Here is a 22401-nt window from a genome sequence, read left to right as displayed (position 1 = left end):
CTCCGCCTCTCCTCCCACGCACCTGGCGCCTTCAGCTTTCCCCAACCCGGCGTGACGCGCCTCCCCAGGCGTACGGCTCCGGGCTAGGGAGCACCGTCCTCAGGGGTGAGGAGGGTGCCGCGGTGGCGGAGACGGGGTCCGGTGAGGAACCCCTCGGCGATGGCATTGGCGGCAGCCACCCGCGGAAGGTCGGCTCTCCGCTCGAAGAGCACATAGCGGGCCTGCCAGCGCGGCGCGAACGCCGCGTAGCCCCGCTCGCGGGCGGCGACCTGCCCGAGGCGGGCGAGAAGCCGCAGCGGGGCGCGGCGCAGCCGTGAGGACAGGGCGCCGCGGAAGGCGGTGAAGTTGAGGGACACGCGGGTGACCGCGCCCAGCGGAGCCCTACCGGCGGCGGCGCGCAGCAGCACCTCGGTGAGGAGGAAATCCACCGGGGCCCGCCCGGACTCCCGGTCGCGCCGGATGAGGTCGAGGGTGAGCCCGTCGGGCCCCCACGGCACGAACGTGACCATCGCGCAGGTCCGCCCGTGCGGATCGAGGCACTCCGCCAGGAGACAGTCCCCGTCGGCCGCGTCCCCGAGCCGCCCGAGCGCCACGGAGAAGCCGCGCTCGGCGGGGTGCCGCCGCCACCTGTCGGCCAGATGCGCCAGCCGCCGCAGTTCGTCCGGGGCGATCTCCCGGTGCCTGCGCAGCACCACCGAGTAGCCCGCGCCGCCGAGCACCCCGTGCGCCTGCCGCAGCGCGCTCAACTCGGCGGAGCCCGTATCGGCGAAGACGGCGGCGAAGGAGGCCGCCTCCACCACCGCCTCGTCACCGGACGGCAGCGCGCGGAAACCGGCCGCCTCGTACACCACGGCCGCCGCGGGCCCCGCGCTGGTGACGGCCGGGACCCAGGCGTGCCGCCGCGCCGTGTCCAGCCAGTGGTCGACGGCCCGCGGCCAGGCCGCCCGGTCGCCGACGAGGTCACCGGAGGCGAGCGCGACCCCGTTCACCACGCGGTAGAGGACGGCCGCGTCCCGCTCCGGGGTCCAGGACACCGCCTTGTCGCGGCGCAGCGCGAAGTAGCCGAGCGAGTCGCGCCGCCCGTACACCCGCAGCAGCGCCCGCAGCCGCCGCTCGTCCGCGGGCAGCAGCCGGTCCCGGCCGCGCGGCGAGCGGAAGAAGGCGAGCAGGATGAGCAGCATCAGAGCGACGCTCAGGACGTTGATCGCCAGGTCCGTCCAGCCGGGCACCCGGATCTCCGGCAGGTCGAAGAGACCGGACACCGTCAGCACCCGCACCAGCGTGTACCGCGTACTGGCCCCCCACTGGCGCGGCGGCAGCTCGTCCGTCGCGTGCACCAGCAGCGTGCCGAGGCCGATCGCCACCGCGCCGCCGACGACGAAGGTCGTCAGCCCCAGCGCCACATTGCCCCGCTCGCCGCGCACGTTGAACACCGTCCTGGACACCAGCAGCGCGAACAGCACCAGCCCGGTCACCCCCAGCGACACCCAGTTGAACGGATGCCCGCGCGTCACCGGCAGCGCCGCCACACCGGCCAGGCACAGCAGTGTGTATCCGCCGGTCAGCACGGTCGTGACGATCCAGGCGGCCCGCTTGCGGCGGCGCAGGCTCACCGACAGCACCAGCGCGAGCACCGCGCCGGTGAAACCGGGGCTGACCAGGAAGGCGGTGAAGAACTCGCCGTTCGAGGCGGCCCGCACCCGGTCGCGGAACGGCGCGATCACCCCGGTCACCGCGTTGACCGCGCACACCACCCGCAGGTACCAGACGGTGAAGGCCGCACCCGGCTGCCGCAACGGCCGCAGCACGCGGGCCAGCAGCGTCTCGATCCTGGACGGCGGCAGCTCCACGATCGTCGGCCGCCGCGCGGGCTTGCGCGCGGGCGTCGACGACGGCAGCGGCGCGCCCGCCACCGCGTCCATCATGGCCGTCTTCATCGCGACCATCCGCCGGTGGATCCGGTCCTCGCGCCGCTCGGCCCTGGCCATCCGGCGCGGCCGGGAGGTGTACCGCCAGCGCGCCCACGGACTGGCCGGGCGGGCCAGCCGCAGCGCGCCGACGATCGCCAGCACCGGCACCATCACCCCGAGCAGCCCCGTCCAGACCTTGCCCTTGGACAGGCACACCACCACGAAGCCGATCAGCACCCCGGCGCTCAGATACTGCTGGTACGACTCCCCGACGGCGAATCCGCCCAGCGGGGCCTGGCCGATCAGCAGCAGCCCGATCACCGACACCGCGAGGATCACCGCGTCGACCGACTGGCGGCCCTGCTCGCTCCAGTAGACGTCCTTCAGGTGCAGCACCAGCGCGAACTCGTCCAGCACCAGGCCGCAGCCGATCCCGAAGACCAGCGCGAGCACGTCGTGCACCGCCGGGCCGCCGCGTACGGCGAACGACCCGATGCCGCCGATCAGCATCATCGCCTGGCCGAACACCACATGGTGGATGTGCAGGCCGCCGGGCTGCACATTGCCCGGCCACCACTTCACCCCGCGCCGGATCATCCGCACGCTGAACCGGATGAACAGGAAGGAGCCGATCAGTCCGACCAACAGCAGGAAGAGCGGCTCACGGCCGGTGTCCGCGATCCGCGTCCGGTACGCGTCGGCCAGCCAGTCCACCATGGCTCCAGGGTCGTCGTGGTGCGGGCCGTCGGCCACCCGGACAGCGCGTCCGCATGCCTGGACGTTCATACGAAGAAGGCCCCCCGCTTCCGCGAGGGGCCTTCGACCGTCTGTGCGCCGCCAGGGACTCGAACCCCGGACCCGCTGATTAAGAGTCAGCTGCTCTAACCAACTGAGCTAGCGGCGCCTGCTGACGTCGTAGACCTTAGCATCCGGCCACGGGGAGCGGAAATCGATATGACTCAGGCCGTTCCAGGGGTGCTGACCAGGGCGGGAACGGTCTTCGCGGGCGCCGACCTGGCCGCCCGCACGCACGCCCAGAGGACCACGTCCGCGCCCGGCAGCCAGGGGTGCCGGGTATCGGGCGCCACCAGCCAGCGGGACAGCCCTGCCCCCGGATCGCAACCGGAGTCCTGGCCGGCCTCGGCGCCGTCCTGCGGCGCGTACAGCGGCGGTACGGTCACCGCGTCGCCGCTGCCGTGACAGAGCATCGGCGGCACCGCCTGGCCCCACTCCTCCCAGTCCAGCAGGTACGGGAGCCGCTGCGCCGTACCCGGCGCGACGAGCAGCAGCAGCCGCCCGCGGTGCACGGCCACCGGGCCGCTGCCGGGGCCCGACGCCCATAACTGCTCCAGGAGTCTGCGGCCGAACAGCGCCGACAGGTTCACCACGTCGAACGCCGTACCGCACGGCAGCACGCTCGGCGCCGTCGGACGGGCCGACCACAGCGCCCGCACGCTGCGCGGGAAGGCGCTGGCCGAGGCCAGCCACTCGGCGCCCTCCGGGGTGACGTACGACGTGTGCCGACGCCGCTGGGCTTCGGTGACGACCTCGGTGACGGCATGCGTCACGGCCGCGATGCTTCCGGTCCCTTGCCATTCGTCCATGGCATCTACAGGTACCGGCCGCTTCCGGCGCGGTCGGCGCAATCGGACGAATTCGGGACAGGAGGGTGGGAGAGGGGGTACCTTGCCGCGACGCATATGCGGGGCACGGTTGCGGCGGCCCCCGGCGGCGTGACGGTCACGGCAGCCGCCAGGGGAGCCGGAAGCGCCCGCGGACACGTCCTAGGGTGCGCCGCCGCCCGCGATCAGGCGCTAGGGGGCGCCGCCGCCCGCGATCAGGCCCTCGCCGTACTCGACCATCCGCTTCGCGTAGTCCTCGGTCCACCCCGCGCGCTCGGCCAGGCCCGCGTACGTCAGCCGGTCGAAGCGGCGCGGATCGGTGAGCTGCGCGGCGGCTATCGCCTGGAAGTCCGTGGCCCGGTCGGCGGCCGTACGGAAAGCCGTCGCCAGCTCCGTGGCCCGCGCCAGCATCCGCCCCGGATCGTCCATCGACTCCAGGTCGAAGAAGTGCTCCGGATCCTCCACCGTCGCGGCAGGCTCGAAGCTCAGCGACGCGGGCCGCCTGGGCCGCGGCGCCGCCTCCCGCGACCCACCGCCCTGCGCGTTCTGAGCCGACTGCGGCTCTGACATACGGCTACCTCCGGAATCGATCACGCACACCATTGTCCCGCGCCCACGCAAGACCCCCTCCATTCGGGTGAGCGACCGCGCTCACGGCCGCCAGCTCACCCGGTGTTCCGCGAGGTGCGCCAGGACCGCGTGGTTGGCCTCCCAGCCGTCGGGGAACTTGACCGTGACACCGAGCTGGACCGGCTCGGAGGACGGGTGCTCGTCGAGGAGTTCGGCCACGCCCGCGCGGCACACCACGATGCACGCGTGCCGGTGCCGGGAGGCCAGCACGCACAGCCGCCCGGTCTCCAGGTGGAACGCCGTGGCGTCGGGGCGGCCGGACAGCGGGTGCAGCACCACGGTCACGTCGAACTCGCGGCCCTGGAGACGGTTCGCGGTGTCCACCGTGACCCCGGCGACGCCGACGTCGGCCAGGGCGGCGCGCACCGCCGCCGCCTGGTCCCGGTGCGCGGTGCCGACCGCGATCCGGTCCGCGGTCAGCGCCGCCGGATCGGGATCGGGCGCGGAGTACGTCAGACCCCCGCGGTCCAGCAGCCGCCGCACCACCGCGGCCACCGCGCGTACCGCCTCAGGGTCGGTGCGCGGGGTGTGCCGGGCGGGCAGCTCCAGCAGCCCCCAGCCGCTGGCCGCCGCCTCGTCCAGGACGCGGTCGGGCCCGCCGCCGTCGCCCGGCACCCCGAACACCAGCCGCCGGTCGCCGTGGTCCGTACCGCTCCTGAACGGGGTGTACGGGTAGAAGGCGCGCGACACCAGGGGCGCCGCCGACGCGGGCAGCCGCCAGGACACCGGCAGCCGGTGCTGCGGCAGCCCCGGATTGTGTGCGAGCAGCGTCACCACCGCGCTCGCCGACGGGTCGTAGCTCAGCCCCGCCCACTGCTCCGCGCCGACCACGCTGAACGGGTCCAACTGCCCGGGGTCGCCCACGAACAGCGCCCGCTCGAAGAGCCCCGCCACTTGCAGCAGCGCGTCCGACCGCATCTGGTACGCCTCGTCCACGATGGCGTGCCGCCACGGCTCGGTGTCCTTCACGTACGCCCACTTCGCCGCGGTCGCGATCACCACCTCGCAGGCCCGCAGATCCGCCACAGAACTGGACTTCATCAGCGCCGGGTGCCGGTCGAGCGCCTTGTCGGGCGGCGACTCGGCGCCGTGCAACCGGCCCACCGGCAGGTCGGGCTCGGCGGTGGCGAGCCGGTCCGCGAGGTCGTCGACCTGCGCGTTGGTCTGCGCGACGATCATCAACGACTCGCCCGCCGCCGCCAGTTCGCGTGCCGCGCGCACCACGAGCGTCGACTTGCCCGCGCCGGGCGGCGAGTCGACCACGACCCCGCGGGCGGTGCCGTGCAGCGTGCTCTCCAGGATCGCGGCCGTCGCCTCGGCGGCGGCCCTGCCCGCGTCGAACCCGTCCTTTCTGTCCCACCTCTCCGGTACGTGTCCGTCCGTGTCCGGGCCGTCGGCTCGCACGGGCTGCGTCACAGGTAGTCCTCCGCGGTCACGGGGTCGGGCGGGTCGGCGGTCGGCGGTGTGCCGGGCGGCGTCCCGGCGTCGGGCGGGCCGCCGTGCGTCCACGGTGTCTGCTCCGGCTCCGGCAGCCCGGGGCCGCCGCGCGGATCGTGCTCGAAGAAGGTGAAGTCCACCCGGTCACCGGCCCCCGGCACCGACCCCTCCTTCGGCGTCCGCCCGCTCCCCATCCCCCCGGTGAGCCGCACCACCACCACGAACCGGCCTTCCGGCCCGGCCGTAGGACCGCCGTCCGGCGCGGTGGCGCCGCTGCCGTCCGGGGCCACCGAGACCACTTCGGCGCTCTGCGCGGACTTGGCGCCCGGCACGGAGCGGTACGCCTTGGTGCCGGGCTCGGCCTGGGGGAGGTCGTGGGTGCGGATGGTCAGGAGGGGGCGGGGCATGGGCCGCTTGCCCTCGGAGTACGTCATCTCGACGCCGATCACCTCGCCCGCGAACGCCTCGCCCGCCAGCCGCCTGGCCGCCATCGTCAGGGGGTCGTCCAGCGCCTCCTGCGCGGAGACCCGCGCCTGGGCCGTCTCGCGGCCCGCGAGCTTCTGCGCGGCGGCGATGGCGCCGTCCCGCTTGGGCTGCGGCGGCTCACCCGCGCGCAGCCGGTCGCGGTGCCCGGTGAACGACCAGCGGTCGCGCTTCCACCGGTCGGCCACATGCGCGCCCTCGGGCAGCGCCCGCAGCAGGTCGAGGCCGCGCCACACGTCGTCCCAGGTCGGCCGGAGCTGGGAGCCGACTAGCCGCCGTACCTCCGCCTCGGCCGCGGCCAGCTCAGCGGCGGCCCCGGCCGGGTCCGCCTCCGCCGCCGTACGCGCCGCGTCGTAGCGGGCCATCGCGGGGGCCAGCACACGGTTGTCGAAGACCGGGTCGGTCGCGGGACCCGCGGGCGGGCTCAGCAGCAGCCCGTCGGCGGCGCGGTCGGTCTGCGCGCGCTCGGCGGCGACCGCCCCGTCCAGCCCGTCCGGCGGGTCGATCCAGCCGAGCAGGCCGCCCAGGTGCTGGTCCTCCATCGAGCTCTGCCCGGTCGCCCAGTGCCGGGTCAGCAGCTCCGTCATGGCCACCAGCAGCGCGCTGCCCGGCGTACGCGCCCGCTCCCCGTAATGCGTCAGCCAGCGGCCGAGCAGCGGCACCGGCACCGGGACGGGGTGCGGCGCGTCCGGGTCCTCGGCCGTCCGCAGGAAGCGCGTGGACCGGCCGAGCAGGCGGACGTACTCCAGCGCCGCGCTGTTCGGCACCACGATCTGCGGCGCGTCCGCGCAGACCTCCGACTCTCCCCCAGCCCGGCGGCTGGGAGGTGCCCCCACGCGGTTGCGGGTCGCGGGCTCCACCTCGACGTCGTCCGCGTACGCGTCCATCAACGGCAGTACGGCGCCCGCGAGTCCGGCGAAGAAGCCGAAGCGCAGCTCCCGGTCCAGCGGCTGCGGCACCACCAGCAGCTCGGGTGCCGCCCGGTCCGTGCCCACCATCGCGCCCAGCGGCGCGCCCGCCTCACCGGCCGTCGTCAACGGCACCAGCACCAGCGGCCGTTCGGCCAGGTGCCGGTGGCGTACGGTCGCCGCGGGCACGGCCCGGCCCGTCGCGACGGCCTCGGCCCGCGCGAGCGTGTTCATCAACGACATGCGGCACCGTCCCGTACGGCGGCGTCGTCCGGTGCCTGGTCCCGTACGGCCGCCTGGGCGGGCAGCGCGGGTGCCTCTTCCCGGGCGGACAGCGCCTCGGCCCGCAGGGCCGCCGCCCTGCGCAGCGCCGCCACCGCCGGGTCGGCCGGGTCACCGGCCTCACCGTGCGCGGCCGACAGCACCGCCTCCACCGTCGTCAGGGTGCCCAGCTCGCCGCGCAGACTGCGGCCGAGCGACTCCACGCAGCCGTCCGCCCGCGACCGGTCACGGCAGTGGTACGCCAGCTCGCAGGTCGACAGGCACTCAGGCGCGTACGCGGCGGGCACCGCGTCCACGGCGGCGGTCAGGTCGATCCGCGGCCGGGTCGGCGTACTGCCGTCCGCGCCGTACCGCAGGTCGAAGGTGGTGCCCTCGGGGAGGGCCGCCGCGATCTCCTCGATCCGGGTCAGCCGGGCCAACTGCCGCCGGGTGACCGAGAGCTGCTTGCGGACGTCGACCCACTCGGCGGTCGGCAGATTCGAGAAGTCCTTCGGGCAGACCAGCAGGACGTCGGGCCGGGTCCGGCCGGCCGCCACCTCGTCGAGCGCGAGCACGTACACCGCGGACTGCCGGGCCGCCGCGCCGACCTTCAGCGCGTCCGCGCCGCCGTCCAGGATCGGGAAGGACTTGATCTCCACCACCGTCCAGGACCCGTCGGGCCGCACCGCCACCGCGTCCGGCTCCAGATACGCCAGCGACCCCGCGACCTCGAGGGCCAGCAGCGGATGGTCGAGCAGCGTCCAGGAACCGGCCGGTGCCTCGGCGAGCGCCAGCCGCGTACGGGCCGCCCGGCCCTCGGGCCCCGCCGCCGACAGATCGGGGACCTCGGCGGACTCCGGAATCCCCGCCGCCGTCTCCGCCGCGCCCAGCAGCCGCAGCAACTCGGCGCAGCCGTCCCGTTTGACGCGGGCCTCGAAGGCGTGGCCGCGCGAGAAGGCGAAACGGGACTGGCCGAACCGGGCGGGCGCGCCCAGCACTTCGGCGACCGCGCCCTTGTCGACCCCGGCGGCGTCCAGCAGCGCGCGGCGGCGGCAGCCGGGGTTGGCGGCCAGCGCGGCCAGCGCCCGTGCGTCGAGCGGCCGTGGCGCGGTGTCGGGGCCGCGCAGCGCGGCCAGCCGTTCCCGCAGCGAGTGGTGGTGGTGCGTAGTGCTCACCCGCGAAAGTGTGGCACTCGGCTACGACATCCGGCTCTGTCCGGCGTGTTCGCCCGCCGCACGCGGGTCGTCGGCGTCGTCCGGCCCGTCCGCGCCGGGCGGTACGGACACGGTCCGCGGCTTCGGTACGGAGGCGCCGCCGCCGGGCGCCGGAATGCTCGCGGCGACACCGCTGACGCCCGTGGCATGCGCGCCGTTGGACACGTGCGTGCCGTTGGAGACCTGCGCGGTATTGGAGACCTGCGCCGTATTGGCGACGTGCGCGGTGACCACCGCGGACGACGCACCGGACACCGGCTCCGTCTCCTCGGCCGTCGGCCTGCCCAGGGCTTCCTTCACGCGCGCCAGCAGCCGGTCGGCGACCCGCAGCGCGGGCTTCGCCAGCAGATAGCCCAGGCCCATCACGGCGACACCGGCCACCGCGTCCAGCAGATAGTGGTTGGCGGTGCCCATCACGACACACGCCGTCGTCACCGGGTAGAGCACGCCCAGGGTGCGCACCACCCTGTTCCGCCCGTAGCGCCACAGGATGATCCCGCACCACAGCGACCAGCCCACGTGGAGGCTGGGCATCGCCGCGTACTGGTTGGTGAGATGTCCCATACCGCGCGGCGCGCTCGCGTCGGTGCCCCACCAGCCGTAGGAGCCGTACTGCGCCATCGTGTCGATGAAGCCGTGCCCGCCGCCGATCAGCCGCGGCGGCGCGGTGGGCGCCACGGTGAAGCCGACCAGACCGATCAGCGTCGAGATCATCAGCCACGTGCGCGCCACCCGGTAGTGCGTCGGGCGGCGGCGCCACAGCCAGATCAGGATGCTCGGCGTCACCACATAGTGCAGCGACGCGTACGCGAAGTCCGCGGGCACGCCCAGGAAGGCGTGCTGCGTGAAGAGCTTGTTGAACCAGCGCTCCGGATCGATGTGCAGGAGCTGCTCGAAGTGCAGGATGTCCGCGCCGTGTTCGACGGCGTCGTCCACATCCCCCCTGACCAGCAGGCGGGCGCCGGAGTAGAGCGCGTAAATCACCGCGATGAGCGGCAGCTCGGTCCACCAGCGCAGCTTCCCCCGGTAGGCGGCGGCGCGCGGCGCGGTGGCGGTGATCGTCATGCGGGCGTCTCTCCAGGTTCTCCGAAGGCCGCGGGCGGGCGGTCATGGTCTTGGCGCGTACCCTCTACCGTACGACGTACGCTAAACGCCACGTACACCGGCCCAGAACTACGGAAGAAACTCCGACATCGTACGGTGTTCAACGTTCCGTAGCAGGGGTATGTGCAGTCGAGGACGCCCGGTCCGCTCTCCGGGTTGCCTTCCTCGGCGTATTCCTCGACGTGTTGGCGACGTTCCGGCCTCGGCGTACCCCGTCGCACGAGGCACCCCAGCGTGACTGTTGTACGACTGAAGTACGACTGAGTACGAGAAACAAGAGAATCGGATGTCCGTCACCCAGCCGGTCCGCTCCCCACGGCGCCGCGCTCCCCGCAACTCGCTCAACCCCGACCGTATCCTCGACGCCGCGATCACCCTCCTCGACCGCGAGGGCGCCGAGGCGTTCACCATGCGCGCGCTCGCCCAGGAACTCGGCGTCGGCACCATGGCGGTCTACTCCCACTTCCGGGGCAAGGACGAGATCAGCGACGCCGTGGCACAGCGTCTGATGGACACGATAGAGCTTCCGCCCACCGGCACGGGCGACCCGCGAGGTGAGCTGCGGGAGGTCTGCCGCGGCGTCTACGGGCTCTTCACCGAGCACCCCTCCGCGCTCCAGCTCCTCACCATCAGGCCGCTGCGCGGCGACGACGCCATAGCCGTCATCGACCGCATGCTCGACCTGCTCAGGCGCGCCGGGCTCGGCCGCGCCGACGCGGCCCACGCGCACGTGGCCCTCATGCAGTACACCGTCGGCTCCGCCCTGTGGAACACCCGGCGGGCCCGCGCCCTGTGCGAGGACGGGGTACGCGACCGGGTCCGCGCCAAGATCGACGCCCTGCCGCCCGACGTCTACCCCGCCCTCGTCAGCCTCGCGCCCGAACTCCTCTGCGCCCAGGACCAGGGGTCCGCGCAGTACGAATTCGGCCTCGAAGGGCTGCTGGAGGGTCTGCTCGGCGGCGGCCAGGGGCTCTGAGGGCGGGCACAGCGGGGCCGTGAGCGATGATGGGGGCCCGTTTCCTAGGAAAGGCACCGCCGCATGGCTCCGCGCATTCTTCTGGTCAGACACGGCCAGACGGAATGGTCCCTGTCCGGGCGGCACACCGGCCGTACCGACATCCCCCTCACCGAGGAGGGGCGGCGCACCGCCCGGATCCTCGGGGAGCGGCTCGCGCGCGGGCCCTGGAACGGACTTCCCGACGTCGAGGTCCGCACGAGTCCGCTGCTGCGGGCCGCCGAGACCTGTGACCTCACCGGTTTCGGCGGCGCCGCCAAGGAGTGGGACGCGCTGGTCGAATGGGACTACGGCGACTACGAGGGCCTGACGCCCGCCCAGCTCCAGGACCTGCGGCCCGGCTTCACCATCTGGCGCGACGGCGTGCCGGGCGGCGAGGCGCTGGCCGAGGTCGCCGCGCGCGCCGACCAGGTCGTCTCCTGGGCGCGGTCCGCCGAGCGCGACGTCCTCGTCTTCGCCCACGGGCACTTCCTGCGCGTCCTCGGGGCCCGCTGGCTCGACCTCGCCCCGTCCTTCGCCGGCGCCCTCCGCCTCGACCCCGCCTCCCTGTCCATCCTCGGCTGGGCCTACGGCGCCCCGGCGATCGAACGCTGGAACGACACCGGTCACTTGGCGTGAGGCCCTGACCGCGCCCCGCACCGTCCCCGCGCCGTCCCCGCGCCGTCCCCTCCGCGTCCTCGGCTCAGGAGGCGGGCGTCGGCAGGGGGCGGTCCAGGAGGAAGGACCGCAGGAGGGCGGTGTAGAGGGCGGGCTGGTCGTGGGAGATGGCGTGGCCCGCGTCCTTGACGCGCACGAGGCGGGAGTCCGGGAGGGTCTGCCGGTACTCCTCGGTCACGGCGGGCTTGATGAAGTCGCAGCTTCCCCGCATGACCAGGGACGGAACGTGGATCGCGCGCAGCCTCGGGCGCGGGTCGGGGAGCTGCTCGAAGTCCTTGACGGTCATCTGGTTGCTGTAGAAGCCCTGGGGGTTGGCGTGCGCCTCCGAGGCCGCGGCGTCCGCGCAGGAGGTGGTGTCCTTGCCGAGCAGGGCCACCTCGTGCATCCAGTGGTCGAGTTCGCCGTCGCCCACCAGGGCGTGGGCGGCGCGCGCGTTGATCTGGAGCAGCAGGCTGGCGGCGATCAGCCGCGGCTTGCTGTCCAGCCGGTCACGGGCCGCCCGCTGGGCCGGTGTCAGGTGGTCCCAGGGGTCCCCCGCCGCGGAGCCGGGGAATTCGTGGCCCCACAGCGCGCCGGGCGAGGTGAACACGGCCTTGGCGACGTGCGTGCCGTGCGCCAGCAGGTACTGGGCGGCCAGCGAACCGCCCCACGACTGGCCGACGACGATGATCCGGTCCGCCCCGATCGTGCGGCGGATCGCGTCGAGGTCCGCGACCTGGCGCGCCACCGTGTACCCGGTGACGTCGGAGAGCCGGGTGGAGCGTCCGGCGCCCACCTGGTCGTACGCGTAGACGTCGAAGCCGTCCGCGGCCAACTCCCGGCCGCCGGTGGGGATGCCCTCAGACGGGGTGCCGGGGCCGCCGTGCAGGAAGACGACCGGGGTCGGCCTCGGAGTGCCGACGGCGGGTGCGTGCACATAGGCGATCCGTGAGCCGGTCGGCAGATTCCAGAATCTGACGTCCGCCGGGACCGGGGCCGAGGCGGAGGTCGGCATCGGGCGGAAGACCGTACCGGCGGCGAGCGCGCAGACGCCGAGGAGCAGGACGCCGGTGAGGACGCAGGTCGCCCGCAGGCCGCCCTTGCCGAGCAGGGCGAACGCCCCTCGGCCGAGCGCCGCGGCCGTCCCCGCGGCGACCACCAGGCCGCACAGGGCGAGCAACGGGACGTTCGCGGTCGCGAACGCCGCCGCGAAGAAACCGGCCGTCGCGGTGACGGGCGTCAGCGCCACCGTGACGACGAGGAGGACGCCGCCGAATATGCGGCGGGCGAGCGGGGGAAGCGCGGGAAGCGGGGGAAGTCTCAGTGCCATGCCGCCGAGGCTAGGTACGCGCGGGTCACCCGGTCGTCGTGCGCCCGGACGACCGGCGTTCGGCGAAATCCGCTGGTCGGCGGGGTCCCGACCCCCGCCGCGCGGCGGGGGGCCCGGCCGGCCGCGGCGGCTCAGATCTGTCTCGTACGGGGGCGGGGGGCGGCGGATTCAGCCGGCTCCGGGGCGGGTCAGATCTGTCTTGTACGGGGGCTGCGGGCGGCGGATTCAGCTGGCTCCGGGGCGGACCAGACCCGTCTCGTACGCGGCGATCGTCGCCTGGACCCGGTCGCGTACGCCCAGCTTGCCGAGGACCACGGCGACGTGGTCCTTGACGGTGGCCGGGCTGATGCCCAGGACGGCGGCGATCTCGGCGTTGGCCAGGCCGCGCGCCACGTGCCGCAGGACCTCGGTCTCGCGCGGGGTGAGGCGCGCCAGCCGCGCCGGGTCGGCGGGGACGGGCCCGGCGGCGTACCGCTCGATCAGCCGTCCGGTCACCGCGGGGTCGAGCAGGGCGGCCCCGCCGGCCACCACCCGTACGGCGTCCACGACCCGTTCCGGCTCGGCGTCCTTGAGCAGGAAGCCGACGGCCCCGGCGCGCAGCGCGGCGAACACGTACTCGTCGAGGTCGAAGCTGGTGAGCACGATGACACGGGTGGCGGGGGCGCCCGCGACGATCCGGGCCGTGGCGGCCAGACCGCCGGTGCCGGGCATCCTGATGTCCATCAGCGCGACGTCCGGGCGCAGTTCGAGAGCGAGCGCCACCGCCGACTCCCCGTCGTCGGCCTGGCCGACGACCGACAGGCCGGGCTCCGCGTCGACGATCGCCGCGATGCCCGCGCGTACGACCGCCTGGTCGTCGGCGACCGTCACCCTGATCGTGATGGGAACACCTCCGGCAGCCACACGCGCACCGCGTCGTCGTCGGTCCTGGTGAGCGTACCGCCCACCGCGTCGGCCACCGCCCGTACCCGGCGCAGGGCGCCGGGGCCGCCGGGCGGCGGCGCGGTGAGTTCGACACCCGCGTCCAGGCGCAGCACGGTGAGGGTGACGCCCTCGGCGAGCAGCAGCGCCGCGACCCGGTACGCGGCCACCCCCACGACGACGGTCACCGCCCGGTGCGGCCCCCGGTAGCGGACGGTCGCGCCGTACCGGCCCGCCAGCGCGGCGATCCCCGCCACCGTGGGCGGCGGAGTGCTCACGCCGTCCCGGCCGCGCAGGTCACGCAGGAGTTCGCGGAGCGCGCCCAGGGCCGCGCGCGCCTCGTCGAGAACGGTGTCGAGCCGTCCCGCGTCGGCCGCGTCCGCCACATTCGCCGCGTATTGCCGGGCGGTACGCAGCAGGCCCGCCGCGATCAGGCGGCGCTGGTCGCGTACGGCGGCGTCTGCGTCCCGTTCGAGCCGTTCCCGCCCCCGCGCCGCCACCGCCCCGCGCCGCTCCCGCCGCCGGGCGGTGGCCAGACCCAGCCACCACAGCGCGAACGACGGCACCGCCAGCAGCCCGGTCAGCGCCGCCCAGGCCGCCGTCCTGCTGCCGGTGATGCCGTCCGCGCTGGCCAGCGCGAGACCGCCGGTCACGGCCACCGCCACCGGCGCCATCAGCCCGCGCCGCACCGCCAGATACGCGCCCGCGCTGAAGACGAACGTCAGCTCGACCCACCAATAGACCAGGAAAATGTCACTGACCGGCGGCCGGGTCCACCCGGCCCTGTCGCACCCCCACCACAGCACCAGCGCCGACAGCACCGCCACCAGCCCCGCCCCCGGCGCCCGCGACCGCCACCCCAACGGCACCGCGTGCAGCCCGGACAGCACCACCACCGGCACGCTCGGCAGCAGCCCGCGAAACGAGTCGGGCACGTCGTCCGAGAGCAGGCTCGCGCCGAGCGACAGCGCGACGGCCAGGACGACCAGCGCCCAGTCGAGCGCGGTGGGTCCCCGCCACAGGGGGCGGCGGCGGTCGGGTGTCCCGCCGGGCGTCCGGCCGGACACGGCTTGTGCGACCGGGAGTTCGGCCCGCACCGTCCAGCCGGGGCTGTCCGGACCGTAACGGAGCGTGCCCCCGGCGGCGGCCACGGTCGTCCGCAGACCGGCCAGGCCGTGGCCCGTGCCGAGGCGGGGTTCGAGCGCCGTGCCGCCGCTGTCGCCGACCGTGACCGTGACCACGCCGAGGGCGGCCTCGACGGCGATACGGATCGCCGAACCGCGGGCGTAGCGCGCCGCGTTGGTCAGGGCCTCGCGCACGACGCGGTACGCGAGGGCGGCGGTCGGCGCGGGGACCGCCGCGGCGGTGCACTCGTAGTGGGCGCCGGCCTCGGCGGCGAGGGCCGCGACGGCGTCGAGGTCCGCCGCTCTTTCGTCCTCGTGGTCGGTGAGGACGTCGAGTTCCGCGATCGCCTGGCGGGCGGCGGTGCCCGCGTGGCGCAGCGCCGCCGCCGTGCGCTCGGGGTCGGCGAGGCGCTGCGCCGCCGCGGCGGAGACCACGATCGCCGTCAGGCGCTGGGCGGCGACGTCGTGCAACTCGACCGCGAGCCGGTCGCGTTCCGCGAGGGCCGCGAAGCGGGGGATCTGGGGTGCGCCGGTACGGTACGCGGCCAGGGCCGAGCGCTCGGCGCGCCTGCGTTTCCGCGAGCGGCCCAGGGCCCACGCGACGGCCGCGGCGCCCGCCGCCACGAGGGCGGTGCCCGCGACGTTCCACGGCCTCAGGCCGGCCGCGGCGGCGGTGGCGGTGGCCATCGCGACGGCGCCGGCCGCGGCGGCGGCGGCGAGGCCGGCGGTGCGGTGGCTGGCGAGCAGGTGCAGCGTCAGCAGCGCCGCGGTGGACGCGGCGACTCCTGCGACGGTTCCACCGTCCACCGCCCCTCACCCCCTCCCCGCACCCTAACGAACCCGCCTCCGCCCTTCGTGTCTTGCTTCCTTTTCCCGCCCGCCCACCCGTGCGGGTGTTTTGTCGTCTGCGGGTGCCGCTTGTGCCTGGTCGGTGCCGGTCCGGGGCACCTCCTCGAAATCCGTATCACCTGGCCTTCGCGAATCCGGCACCCGGCCGTCAACGTATTTCTGCGGGGGCACCCCGGCCCGTCCCCTCCCGGTCCGTCGGCGTCCGACGGTCCGGTGGGGGTGGCGGAGGGGGGTGGGTGGGTTCGGGTGCGTCGGCATCCGCCTGCCGGTGGGCGTTGCGGAGGGGGTGGGTGGGGCCGGGTACGTCGGCGGCTGACGGTCCGCTGAGGTGGTGGTGGAGGGGGTGGGTGGGAGCCCGGCCCCTGCGCTCCCCGGCCTTCCGGCGGGGTGGGCGAAGGGGGGTGGGTGGGAGCCCGGTTCCTGCGCGCCCGACTGTCCGGCCGGGTGGGCGAGGGGGGGCGGGGCCTGGGGGAGGCGACGGTCTGGCGGGGTGGGCAGGGGTGGTGTTGGGTGCTTGGGGGAGGGCCGAGGTCTTGCGGCTTGCTGGGAGGGGGCACCGGCGCAGGGCGGCCCGCCGAAAGAATCCCCCTCCCCGGAAACCCCCACCGGACAGGCGGACGCCGACGTACCGGGAGGGGACGGGCCGGGGTGCCCCCGCAGAAATGCGGTGACAAGAACGGCACCGGATACACAGGTACCAGGTAGCCGCATTTCGAGGAGGTGCCCCGGACCGGCACCGACCAGGCACAAGCGGCACCCGCAGACGACAAAACACCCGCACGGGTGGGCGGGCGGGCAAGACAAAGGGCAAGAGGGCCAGCGGCCAGCCAGGCGGCAGGCGAGCACGGGACGCTGTCCCTCGTCTACGACCGGGTCCGCTGAGGTGCCGCGTGCTACGCCACCAGCATCGCGCGGATGCGGGAGGAGCGGACCTGTCCGAGGAGGCGCAGCGCGCGCGAGCGCGCCGCCTGGGCCTCCTCGGGCTGGCCGGACGCGGCCAGATTGAGGGCGAGTTCGGCCTCGTACAGGGCGATGTTCCGGGTGAAGTGCGGGTCCTGGAGGCGGACGGCCTCGCGGGCGGCGGCAGCGGCGCGGGAGTGGGCGCCGAGGGCGGACCATGCCTGGGCGGCGAGGCCGGAGAGTTCGGCTTCGCCGAAGAACGTCATCCAGGCGGGGTCGGCGTCGCGCGGGCCGGAGGCGAAGAGGGAGTGGGCGCGGGAGAGGGCGAGTTCGCAGCCGCGCCGGTCGCCGAGCCCGGCGCGTCCCCCGGCCTCGCGCAGGGCCAGCAGGGAGAGCAGCCGGGGGGAGCCGAAGAAGCGGGCGAGGAGCTGGGCGGCCTGGGCGGCGCGGACGGCCTCGCGGGGGCGCCCGGCGTCGCGGGCGAGGAAGGCGGTGTTGCAGAAGGCGTGGGCCTCCAGGGCGGAGTCCCCGGCCATCCGGGCGGTGGCCAGCGCCTCGGCGTAGTACGAGCGGGCCTCGGTGAGCCGCCCGGAGTCGTGGGCCAACCAGCCGACGGAGATGGCCAGTTCACCGGCGCCGGAGGCGAGCCCGGCGGCGACGGCGGGCCCGTGGCTGCTCTCGTCCAGGAGCCGGTAGGCCGTGCGCAGGGCGTCCCCGGCGTCGTCGTAGAGGCCGTCGGCGCCGTGCCGGTCGTCGTGCAGCCGGATCTGCCGGACGGACTCGTGGACGGCGCGTACCTCGGAGGAACCGGCGCGGCCGGTCGTACGGCCTCGGTCCCGGCCGCCCTGCGCGGGCACCAGCGTGCTGGCGAGGGCGGCGGAGCCGCCGGTCATGAATGCGCGACGCAGCACGTCGCTCTCCTCGTACGTCGGATCGGGAAGGCCGGCGGAAGCCGTGGGGCCGGTGGGGCCGGTGGGGGAGGGCAGGACGGAGAGGGCGGGCGGACCGGCGGCGGCGCCGGACTCGGGGGAGCGGCGGGCGCGGCCCCGTACCGCCCGGCGGGGTGCGAAGCCCATGTCCGCCGAGGTCAGGTCGGGGAACAGATGGCGGAAGACCCGCTGGTAGGCGTAGTTGGGGCAGCGGATCTCCCCGCTCTCCAGCCGCCCGATGTACCGCGCGTCGCAGCTCACGTGCTCGCCGATCTCGCGGGCGGCGCGCCGTACCGCCGCCGCGAATTCGCCCGGCGACCGGTCGCCGCGCAACTGACGGAAGGCGGTGTTGGGCGTGTACGGGGAAGCGGACGCGGCGGCGGACGACCCGGTGGCGCGGGGGAGAGGGGGCAGGGGGAACGACGTCATGACGGACTCCCGGACGGACGGTGCCGCTCGGCGGCGGGGACGACCGTACCGGGGAATCGGGCCCGCGAAATACTCAATTTGCCTACAAAACGGATATCTCACGCGCTATCCGCCATGAAACGCCACCCCTTACGGCGTCATTCACGCGTAGCCGTTGACGCCGGGGCGCGTTGATACGGGTGTGGTGCCGATCCCATCGTGAGCGTGAGGAGAGTTGCCTTGTTGGACACCAGCGGGTCACACACGTCGGGTCCGAGCACGGAGAGCAGCCAACTGCCGCCGCCGTGCGACCTGGTCACCGTGCCGACCAGGCAGGGTCTGGAAGCGGTCGACATCCTGCGGCTGAGCAGCGGAGTCGGTCCCGTACTGCACGACAACTCCGGGCACAGCCTCGGCTTCCTCGTCCCGCCCGGCACCGCGGACTGCTGGGACGTCCCCGGCAGCTCGTGTACCAGCACCGACGGCCGCGGTCTGGTCATCGGTGACGAGCCGCCCGTCGAGGACACCGGCTGGCTGGTGCCGCCGCACACCGACACCGTCGTCACCGACCCGGCCGTACTGCGTGCGGCCCTCGGCATGGCGGCCCGCACCATCGAGCTGGCCGACGGCTTCTGCCCGTCCGCGGACCACCACCGCCCGGCCGAGTCGGCCCTGCGGACCGCGGACGCGACCCCGGGGTACCGCTAGGGCCTGTCCGGCGGATCACGCACGGCCTCTCCGGCCTCTCCGGCCTCCCCGCCCCTGACCCGCCCGGCCGTCGGCCGTCCCCGATAATCGGGGGATGGCAGGCAAGCGGCAGAGCGGCGGCAGGGCGCGTACCCCGGACACGGTCGAGGCGCAGGTGGGAGGCGGACTCGCCGCGCTCGTGCCCGACCGGGCGCGCCCCGGCGGCTGGACGCTGCTGATCGACGGCGCCCCGCAGTCGCATGTGGACCTCGCGGACCCCGCGCACCTGGACTTCTCCTACCAGCGCAGGCTCGGCCACCTGATCGACCTGGCCGCGCCGCCCGGCCGCCCGTTGCAGGTCCTGCACCTGGGCGGGGGTGCCCTGACGCTGGCCCGCTACACCGCGCACACCCGGCCGCGCTCCACCCAGCAGGTCGTGGAACTGGACACCGCGCTGGTCGAGTTGGTCCGCGCCGAACTGCCCTGGGACCGCGGCTGGCGGATCAAGGTACGCGGCGGCGACGCCCGCGCGGGCCTGGCCAAACTGCCCGACGGCTGGGCCGACCTGGTCATCGCCGACGTCTTCGGCGGCGCCCGCACCCCCGCCCACCTCACCAGCGCCGAATTCCTCACCGAGGTCCGCCGGGTGCTGCGCCCCGACGGGCACTACGCCGCCAACCTCGCCGACGGCGGGCGGCTGGACTTCCTGCGCGCGCAGATCGCCACCGTACGGGCCGCCTTCGCCGAGGTCTGCCTGGCCGCGGACCCCGCAGTGCTGCGCGGCAAGAGATTCGGCAATCTCATCCTCTACGCCGCCGACCACCCGCTGCCGGTCGCCGAACTGACCCGCAGGGTCGCCACCGACCCGCACCCCGGCCGGGTCGAACACGGCCGCGAGCTGGCGGACTTCGCGGGCGGCGCGCCCGTCGTCACGGACGCCACGGCCGCCGACTCCCCGGCGCCACCGCCCGGCGTCTTCACGTAAGCCCGCGGCCTGCCCCGTAGCGGCGGGCCGGGCGTCAGTCCTCGAAGGCCTGGACCGTCGGCGCGTGGCCGTTCCAGGTGCAGAAGACGGAGGACGAGCCGCTGCCGGAGGTCTCGGTGAAGGTCACCCGCAGCCAGCCGTCCTGCGTCCAGACCTGCATCTGCCAGCCCGGATTGGGCGTCGCGGAGACCAGCGACGCCGAGTCGGGGCCCAGGTCGAGGGCGACCCGGCCGCCCTCCACGGTGTAGCTGTGCACATGGCCGGTGTCGCCGCTCGCCGTGGCGGTCGCCTTCGGCGTGCCCGGCGGCGTCTTCGGCGGCACCTTGGCCTTGCCGGTGACCGGGGGCGGGGCCGTCGCCCTGGTGTGCGTGGCGGTCGGCGTCGCGGGCGGCGTCGGCTTCGGGCGGTGCGTGGAGGACACGACCGGCGGGTCCCCGTCCGAGATCGGCAGGGCGCGCGGCGGGTCGTACGCCGTACGCAGCACCGAGTGCACGCCGAACCACGACAAGGTCACGGCCGCCGCGGTCGCCAGCGCCCAGGCGCCGACATGGAACAGTCCTCTGTGCACGCGCGCCATACTGCCGCACCCGCCCGCCGCCCGGAACACGTACCGGAACGCCCGGCTCAACGCCCGGCTCAGCGTCCGGCTCAACACCGGGTTCGGCACCGGATTCGGCACCGTGCCCAGCGGCTGGCCGAAGCACCCCCGTCCGCGAGACCGCCCGCCCCGCCGCGCGTCCGATGCGCCCCTTTACGCACCCCCGTCCGCACCCCGTACGCACCTCGGATCGCCGGGCGGGCCGGTGCCCGGTCCCCCGGATGGGCTAGGTTGCGGCGCATGGCAAGTGTGCTCGTGGTCGAGGACGACCAGTTCGTGCGGTCCGCCCTCATTCGGCACCTCACCGAGGCGTCCCACACGGTACGCAGCGTGGGGACGGCTCTTGAGGCGTTGCGGGAGGTCGCGCAGGTCGGCTTCGACGTGGTCATCCTCGACCTCGGCCTGCCCGACCTCGACGGGTCCGAGGCGCTGAAGATGCTGCGCGGCCTCAGCGACGTACCGGTGATCATCGCGACCGCGCGGGACGACGAGGCCGAGGTCGTACGGCTGCTCAACGCCGGGGCCGACGACTACCTGATCAAGCCGTTCTCCGTCGAGCACCTGTCGGCGCGGCTCTCCGCCGTCCTGCGGCGCGCCCGCAGCCGGTCCGCCGCGCCCACCGCGGACGCCCTGATCCACGTCGGCGGCCTGCACATCGACGTACGCCGCCGCCAAGCGGTCCTGGACGGCGCCGTCCTCGACCTGACCCGCCGCGAATTCGACCTGCTGGCCTTCCTCGCCGCCCGGCCCGGCGTCGTCGTCGCCCGCCGCGAACTGCTCGCCGAGGTCTGGCAGCAGTCGTACGGCGACGACCAGACCATCGACGTCCACCTGTCGTGGCTGCGCCGCAAGCTCGGCGAGACCGCGGCCAGCCCGCGCTATCTGCACACCCTGCGCGGCGTCGGCGTCAAACTCGAACCGCCCGCCGCCCTGCCGCCCACCGCGATACCCCCCGCCCCCGCGGCGCCGCCGTCATGAGATGGGCGCTGATCAAGGTGAGCCTGGCGGTGACGGCGATGGTCGTCATCGCCTTCGCCGTACCGCTCGGCCTGGTCGTCAAGGAACTGGCCCGCGACCGCGCGCTCACCAACGCCGAACGCCAGGCCGCCGCGATCGGCCCCGCCCTGGCCATCACCACCGACCGGGGTGAGCTGGAACGCGCCATCGCCAGCACCCAGGCGGGCGCCGAGTCCCGGATCGCGCTGCGCATCCCGGCCACCGCGCAGTCCCCGGCCGTCGGCATCGGCACCCCGCACGCCACCGACGCCGCGCTGCACACCGCCTCGGCGTACGGCGAGGCCGCGACCGTACGCGTCCCCGGCGGATACGCGCTGCTCCAGCCGACCGCCGTCAGCTCGGGGACGGTCGCGGTCGTCGAGGTGTTCGTGCCCGACGACGACATCAACCGCGGTGTCCCCACCGCCTGGCTGGTGCTGGCCGCCGTCGGAATCGGCCTGATCGTCGGCTCGGTCGCCATCGCCGACCGGCTCGGCACCCGCATGGTCCGCCCCGCCGTCCGGCTCGCGGGCGCCGCGCAGCGCCTCGGCGAAGGCGACCTGGCGGTACGGGTTCCCGAGGCCGGTCCCAGCGAACTGCGATCCGCCGCCGCCGCGTTCAACGCCATGGCCGACCAGGTGGTCGAACTCCTCGCCAGCGAAAGGGAGTTGGCGGCCGATCTCTCGCACCGGCTGCGCACCCCGCTCACCGTGCTGCGGCTCAACACCGCGTCCCTCGGCGAAGGTCCGGCCGCCGACCAGACCCGCGCGGCCGTCGCCCAGCTCGAACGCGAGGTCGACCAGATCATCCGCGCCGCCCGCGAACAGCGCGGCGCCCACACCGCGACCGGCGCCGCCAGGTGCGACGCCGCCGAGGTCATCCGCGAACGGATGGCCTTCTGGTCCGCGCTCGCCGAGGACGAGGGCCGCGAGGTCCGCTCCGCGGGGGCCGACCGGCCGGTACGGGTCCCCGTCGCCCGCGCCGAACTGGCCGCCGCCCTCGACGCCATGCTCGGCAACGTCTTCCGCCACACCCCGGAGGGCACCGCCTTCGCCGTCGACGTCCACCGCGGCGACGACGCCGTCATCGTCCTCGTCTCCGACGCCGGACCCGGCGTCGCCGACCCGGCCGCCGCCCTGCGCCGCGGCCACGGCGCGGGCGGCCAGGGCTCCACCGGCCTCGGCCTCGACATCGTCCGCCGCGTCGCCGAATCCACCGGCGGCGACCTCGCCGTCGGCCGCAGCGTCCTCGGCGGCGCCGAGATCCGCCTCTGGCTCGCCCTCTCCCCCCACACCACCACCCCCCACCCCACCCACCGCCGCACCCCCCTCAACCGCCACCGCTGAGCCCGCAGCGCGCCCGGCGCGTGTGCCGGAAGCCAGGATTCAGCCCGTCCGGCGTCTGTGGGGGGCACCTCCCAGCAGTAGTTGGGGGCGACGAGCCCCGCCGGCGAT

18 protein-coding genes and 1 tRNA gene are annotated in these 22401 nt (G+C 74.8%); 6 read left to right on the top strand and 13 right to left on the bottom strand.

Translation table 11 applies throughout. The features are described from left to right. Positions 1-83 precede the first annotated feature (83 nt). From ACIQCJ_RS30645 to ACIQCJ_RS30610, 8 genes are all read right to left on the bottom strand, one after another. Positions 84-2627: a phosphatidylglycerol lysyltransferase domain-containing protein gene (locus ACIQCJ_RS30645; protein ID WP_402713154.1), complete on the bottom strand. Its 2544-nt coding sequence runs from the start codon at positions 2625-2627 to the stop codon at positions 84-86. Between the two features lie 113 nt (positions 2628-2740). Beyond that, positions 2741-2814: transfer RNA gene (locus tag ACIQCJ_RS30640), tRNA-Lys, on the bottom strand. Positions 2815-2869: 55 nt separating this feature from the next. Beyond that, on the bottom strand, positions 2870-3478 hold the full coding sequence (locus ACIQCJ_RS30635; protein ID WP_391047021.1) for a bifunctional DNA primase/polymerase: 609 nt from the start codon (positions 3476-3478) through the stop codon (positions 2870-2872). A 246-nt stretch (positions 3479-3724) separates the two neighbouring features. Next, positions 3725-4102, bottom strand: coding sequence for a hypothetical protein (locus tag ACIQCJ_RS30630; protein ID WP_355343241.1), 378 nt, complete (start codon positions 4100-4102; stop codon positions 3725-3727). 81 nt (positions 4103-4183) lie between these two features. Continuing rightward, positions 4184-5464 (bottom strand): AAA domain-containing protein, encoded by a 1281-nt coding sequence (locus ACIQCJ_RS30625; protein ID WP_402713197.1) that lies wholly within the window; start codon positions 5462-5464, stop codon positions 4184-4186. Between the two features lie 110 nt (positions 5465-5574). Next, positions 5575-7233 carry a hypothetical protein gene (locus ACIQCJ_RS30620; protein ID WP_402713153.1) on the bottom strand — a complete coding sequence of 553 codons (1659 nt, stop codon included), beginning with the start codon at positions 7231-7233 and terminating at the stop codon, positions 5575-5577. After that, positions 7224-8426 carry a hypothetical protein gene (locus tag ACIQCJ_RS30615; RefSeq protein ID WP_401304852.1) on the bottom strand — a complete coding sequence of 401 codons (1203 nt, stop codon included), beginning with the start codon at positions 8424-8426 and terminating at the stop codon, positions 7224-7226. The genes ACIQCJ_RS30620 and ACIQCJ_RS30615 overlap by 10 nt, the downstream gene beginning before the upstream one ends. 21 nt (positions 8427-8447) lie before the next feature. Continuing rightward, positions 8448-9530 carry a phosphatase PAP2 family protein gene (locus ACIQCJ_RS30610; protein ID WP_402713152.1) on the bottom strand — a complete coding sequence of 361 codons (1083 nt, stop codon included), beginning with the start codon at positions 9528-9530 and terminating at the stop codon, positions 8448-8450. Between the two features lie 325 nt (positions 9531-9855). Here ACIQCJ_RS30610 and ACIQCJ_RS30605 point away from each other — a divergent pair, with 325 nt between their 5' ends. Both ACIQCJ_RS30605 and ACIQCJ_RS30600 read left to right on the top strand, forming a co-directional pair. Next, on the top strand, positions 9856-10545 hold the full coding sequence (locus ACIQCJ_RS30605; RefSeq protein WP_355343253.1) for a TetR/AcrR family transcriptional regulator: 690 nt from the start codon (positions 9856-9858) through the stop codon (positions 10543-10545). A 63-nt stretch (positions 10546-10608) separates the two neighbouring features. Then, on the top strand, positions 10609-11202 hold the full coding sequence (locus tag ACIQCJ_RS30600) for a histidine phosphatase family protein (RefSeq protein WP_391047011.1): 594 nt from the start codon (positions 10609-10611) through the stop codon (positions 11200-11202). A 64-nt stretch (positions 11203-11266) separates the two neighbouring features. On the opposite strand, the gene ACIQCJ_RS30595 is transcribed toward ACIQCJ_RS30600, so the two are convergent. The 4 genes from ACIQCJ_RS30595 to ACIQCJ_RS30580 all read right to left on the bottom strand — a co-directional run bounded on the left by ACIQCJ_RS30595 (position 11267) and on the right by ACIQCJ_RS30580 (position 17702). Continuing rightward, complete coding sequence (locus tag ACIQCJ_RS30595; RefSeq protein ID WP_391163922.1) at positions 11267-12550, bottom strand: alpha/beta fold hydrolase; 1284 nt, start codon at positions 12548-12550, stop codon at positions 11267-11269. Between the two features lie 225 nt (positions 12551-12775). Then, positions 12776-13420: a response regulator gene (locus ACIQCJ_RS30590; protein ID WP_391163921.1), complete on the bottom strand. Its 645-nt coding sequence runs from the start codon at positions 13418-13420 to the stop codon at positions 12776-12778. Beyond that, positions 13417-15402, bottom strand: a complete 1986-nt coding sequence (locus ACIQCJ_RS30585; protein WP_402713151.1) for a histidine kinase — start codon at positions 15400-15402, stop codon at positions 13417-13419. Before ACIQCJ_RS30585 ends, ACIQCJ_RS30590 begins: the two co-directional genes overlap by 4 nt. A gap of 935 nt (positions 15403-16337) precedes the next feature. Continuing rightward, positions 16338-17702, bottom strand: coding sequence for a tetratricopeptide repeat protein (locus ACIQCJ_RS30580; protein WP_402713150.1), 1365 nt, complete (start codon positions 17700-17702; stop codon positions 16338-16340). A 219-nt stretch (positions 17703-17921) separates the two neighbouring features. Between ACIQCJ_RS30580 and ACIQCJ_RS30575 the strand changes: the two genes are divergently transcribed. Then, positions 17922-18389, top strand: a complete 468-nt coding sequence (locus tag ACIQCJ_RS30575; RefSeq protein ID WP_391117175.1) for a hypothetical protein — start codon at positions 17922-17924, stop codon at positions 18387-18389. Positions 18390-18483: 94 nt separating this feature from the next. After that, positions 18484-19353, top strand: coding sequence for a fused MFS/spermidine synthase (locus ACIQCJ_RS30570; protein WP_391117173.1), 870 nt, complete (start codon positions 18484-18486; stop codon positions 19351-19353). A gap of 34 nt (positions 19354-19387) precedes the next feature. Here the strand turns inward: ACIQCJ_RS30570 and ACIQCJ_RS30565 are convergent, their stop codons facing one another. Beyond that, positions 19388-19930: a hypothetical protein gene (locus tag ACIQCJ_RS30565; RefSeq protein ID WP_355336930.1), complete on the bottom strand. Its 543-nt coding sequence runs from the start codon at positions 19928-19930 to the stop codon at positions 19388-19390. 261 nt (positions 19931-20191) lie between these two features. On the opposite strand from ACIQCJ_RS30565, the gene ACIQCJ_RS30560 reads away from it, so the two are divergent. Further along, a complete protein-coding gene (locus ACIQCJ_RS30560; RefSeq protein WP_402713149.1) occupies positions 20192-20929 on the top strand; it encodes a response regulator transcription factor in 738 nt (245 codons plus the stop codon). Next, entirely contained in the window at positions 20926-22293 is a 1368-nt protein-coding gene (locus ACIQCJ_RS30555; protein WP_402713148.1) for a sensor histidine kinase, read from the top strand. The genes ACIQCJ_RS30560 and ACIQCJ_RS30555 overlap by 4 nt, the downstream gene beginning before the upstream one ends. Positions 22294-22401: the final 108 nt, after the last annotated feature.

The organism is Streptomyces sp. NPDC093221 (assembly GCF_044753885.1).
Classification (GTDB): domain Bacteria; phylum Actinomycetota; class Actinomycetes; order Streptomycetales; family Streptomycetaceae; genus Actinacidiphila.
This window is presented reverse-complemented; position numbering and strand designations above follow the sequence as displayed.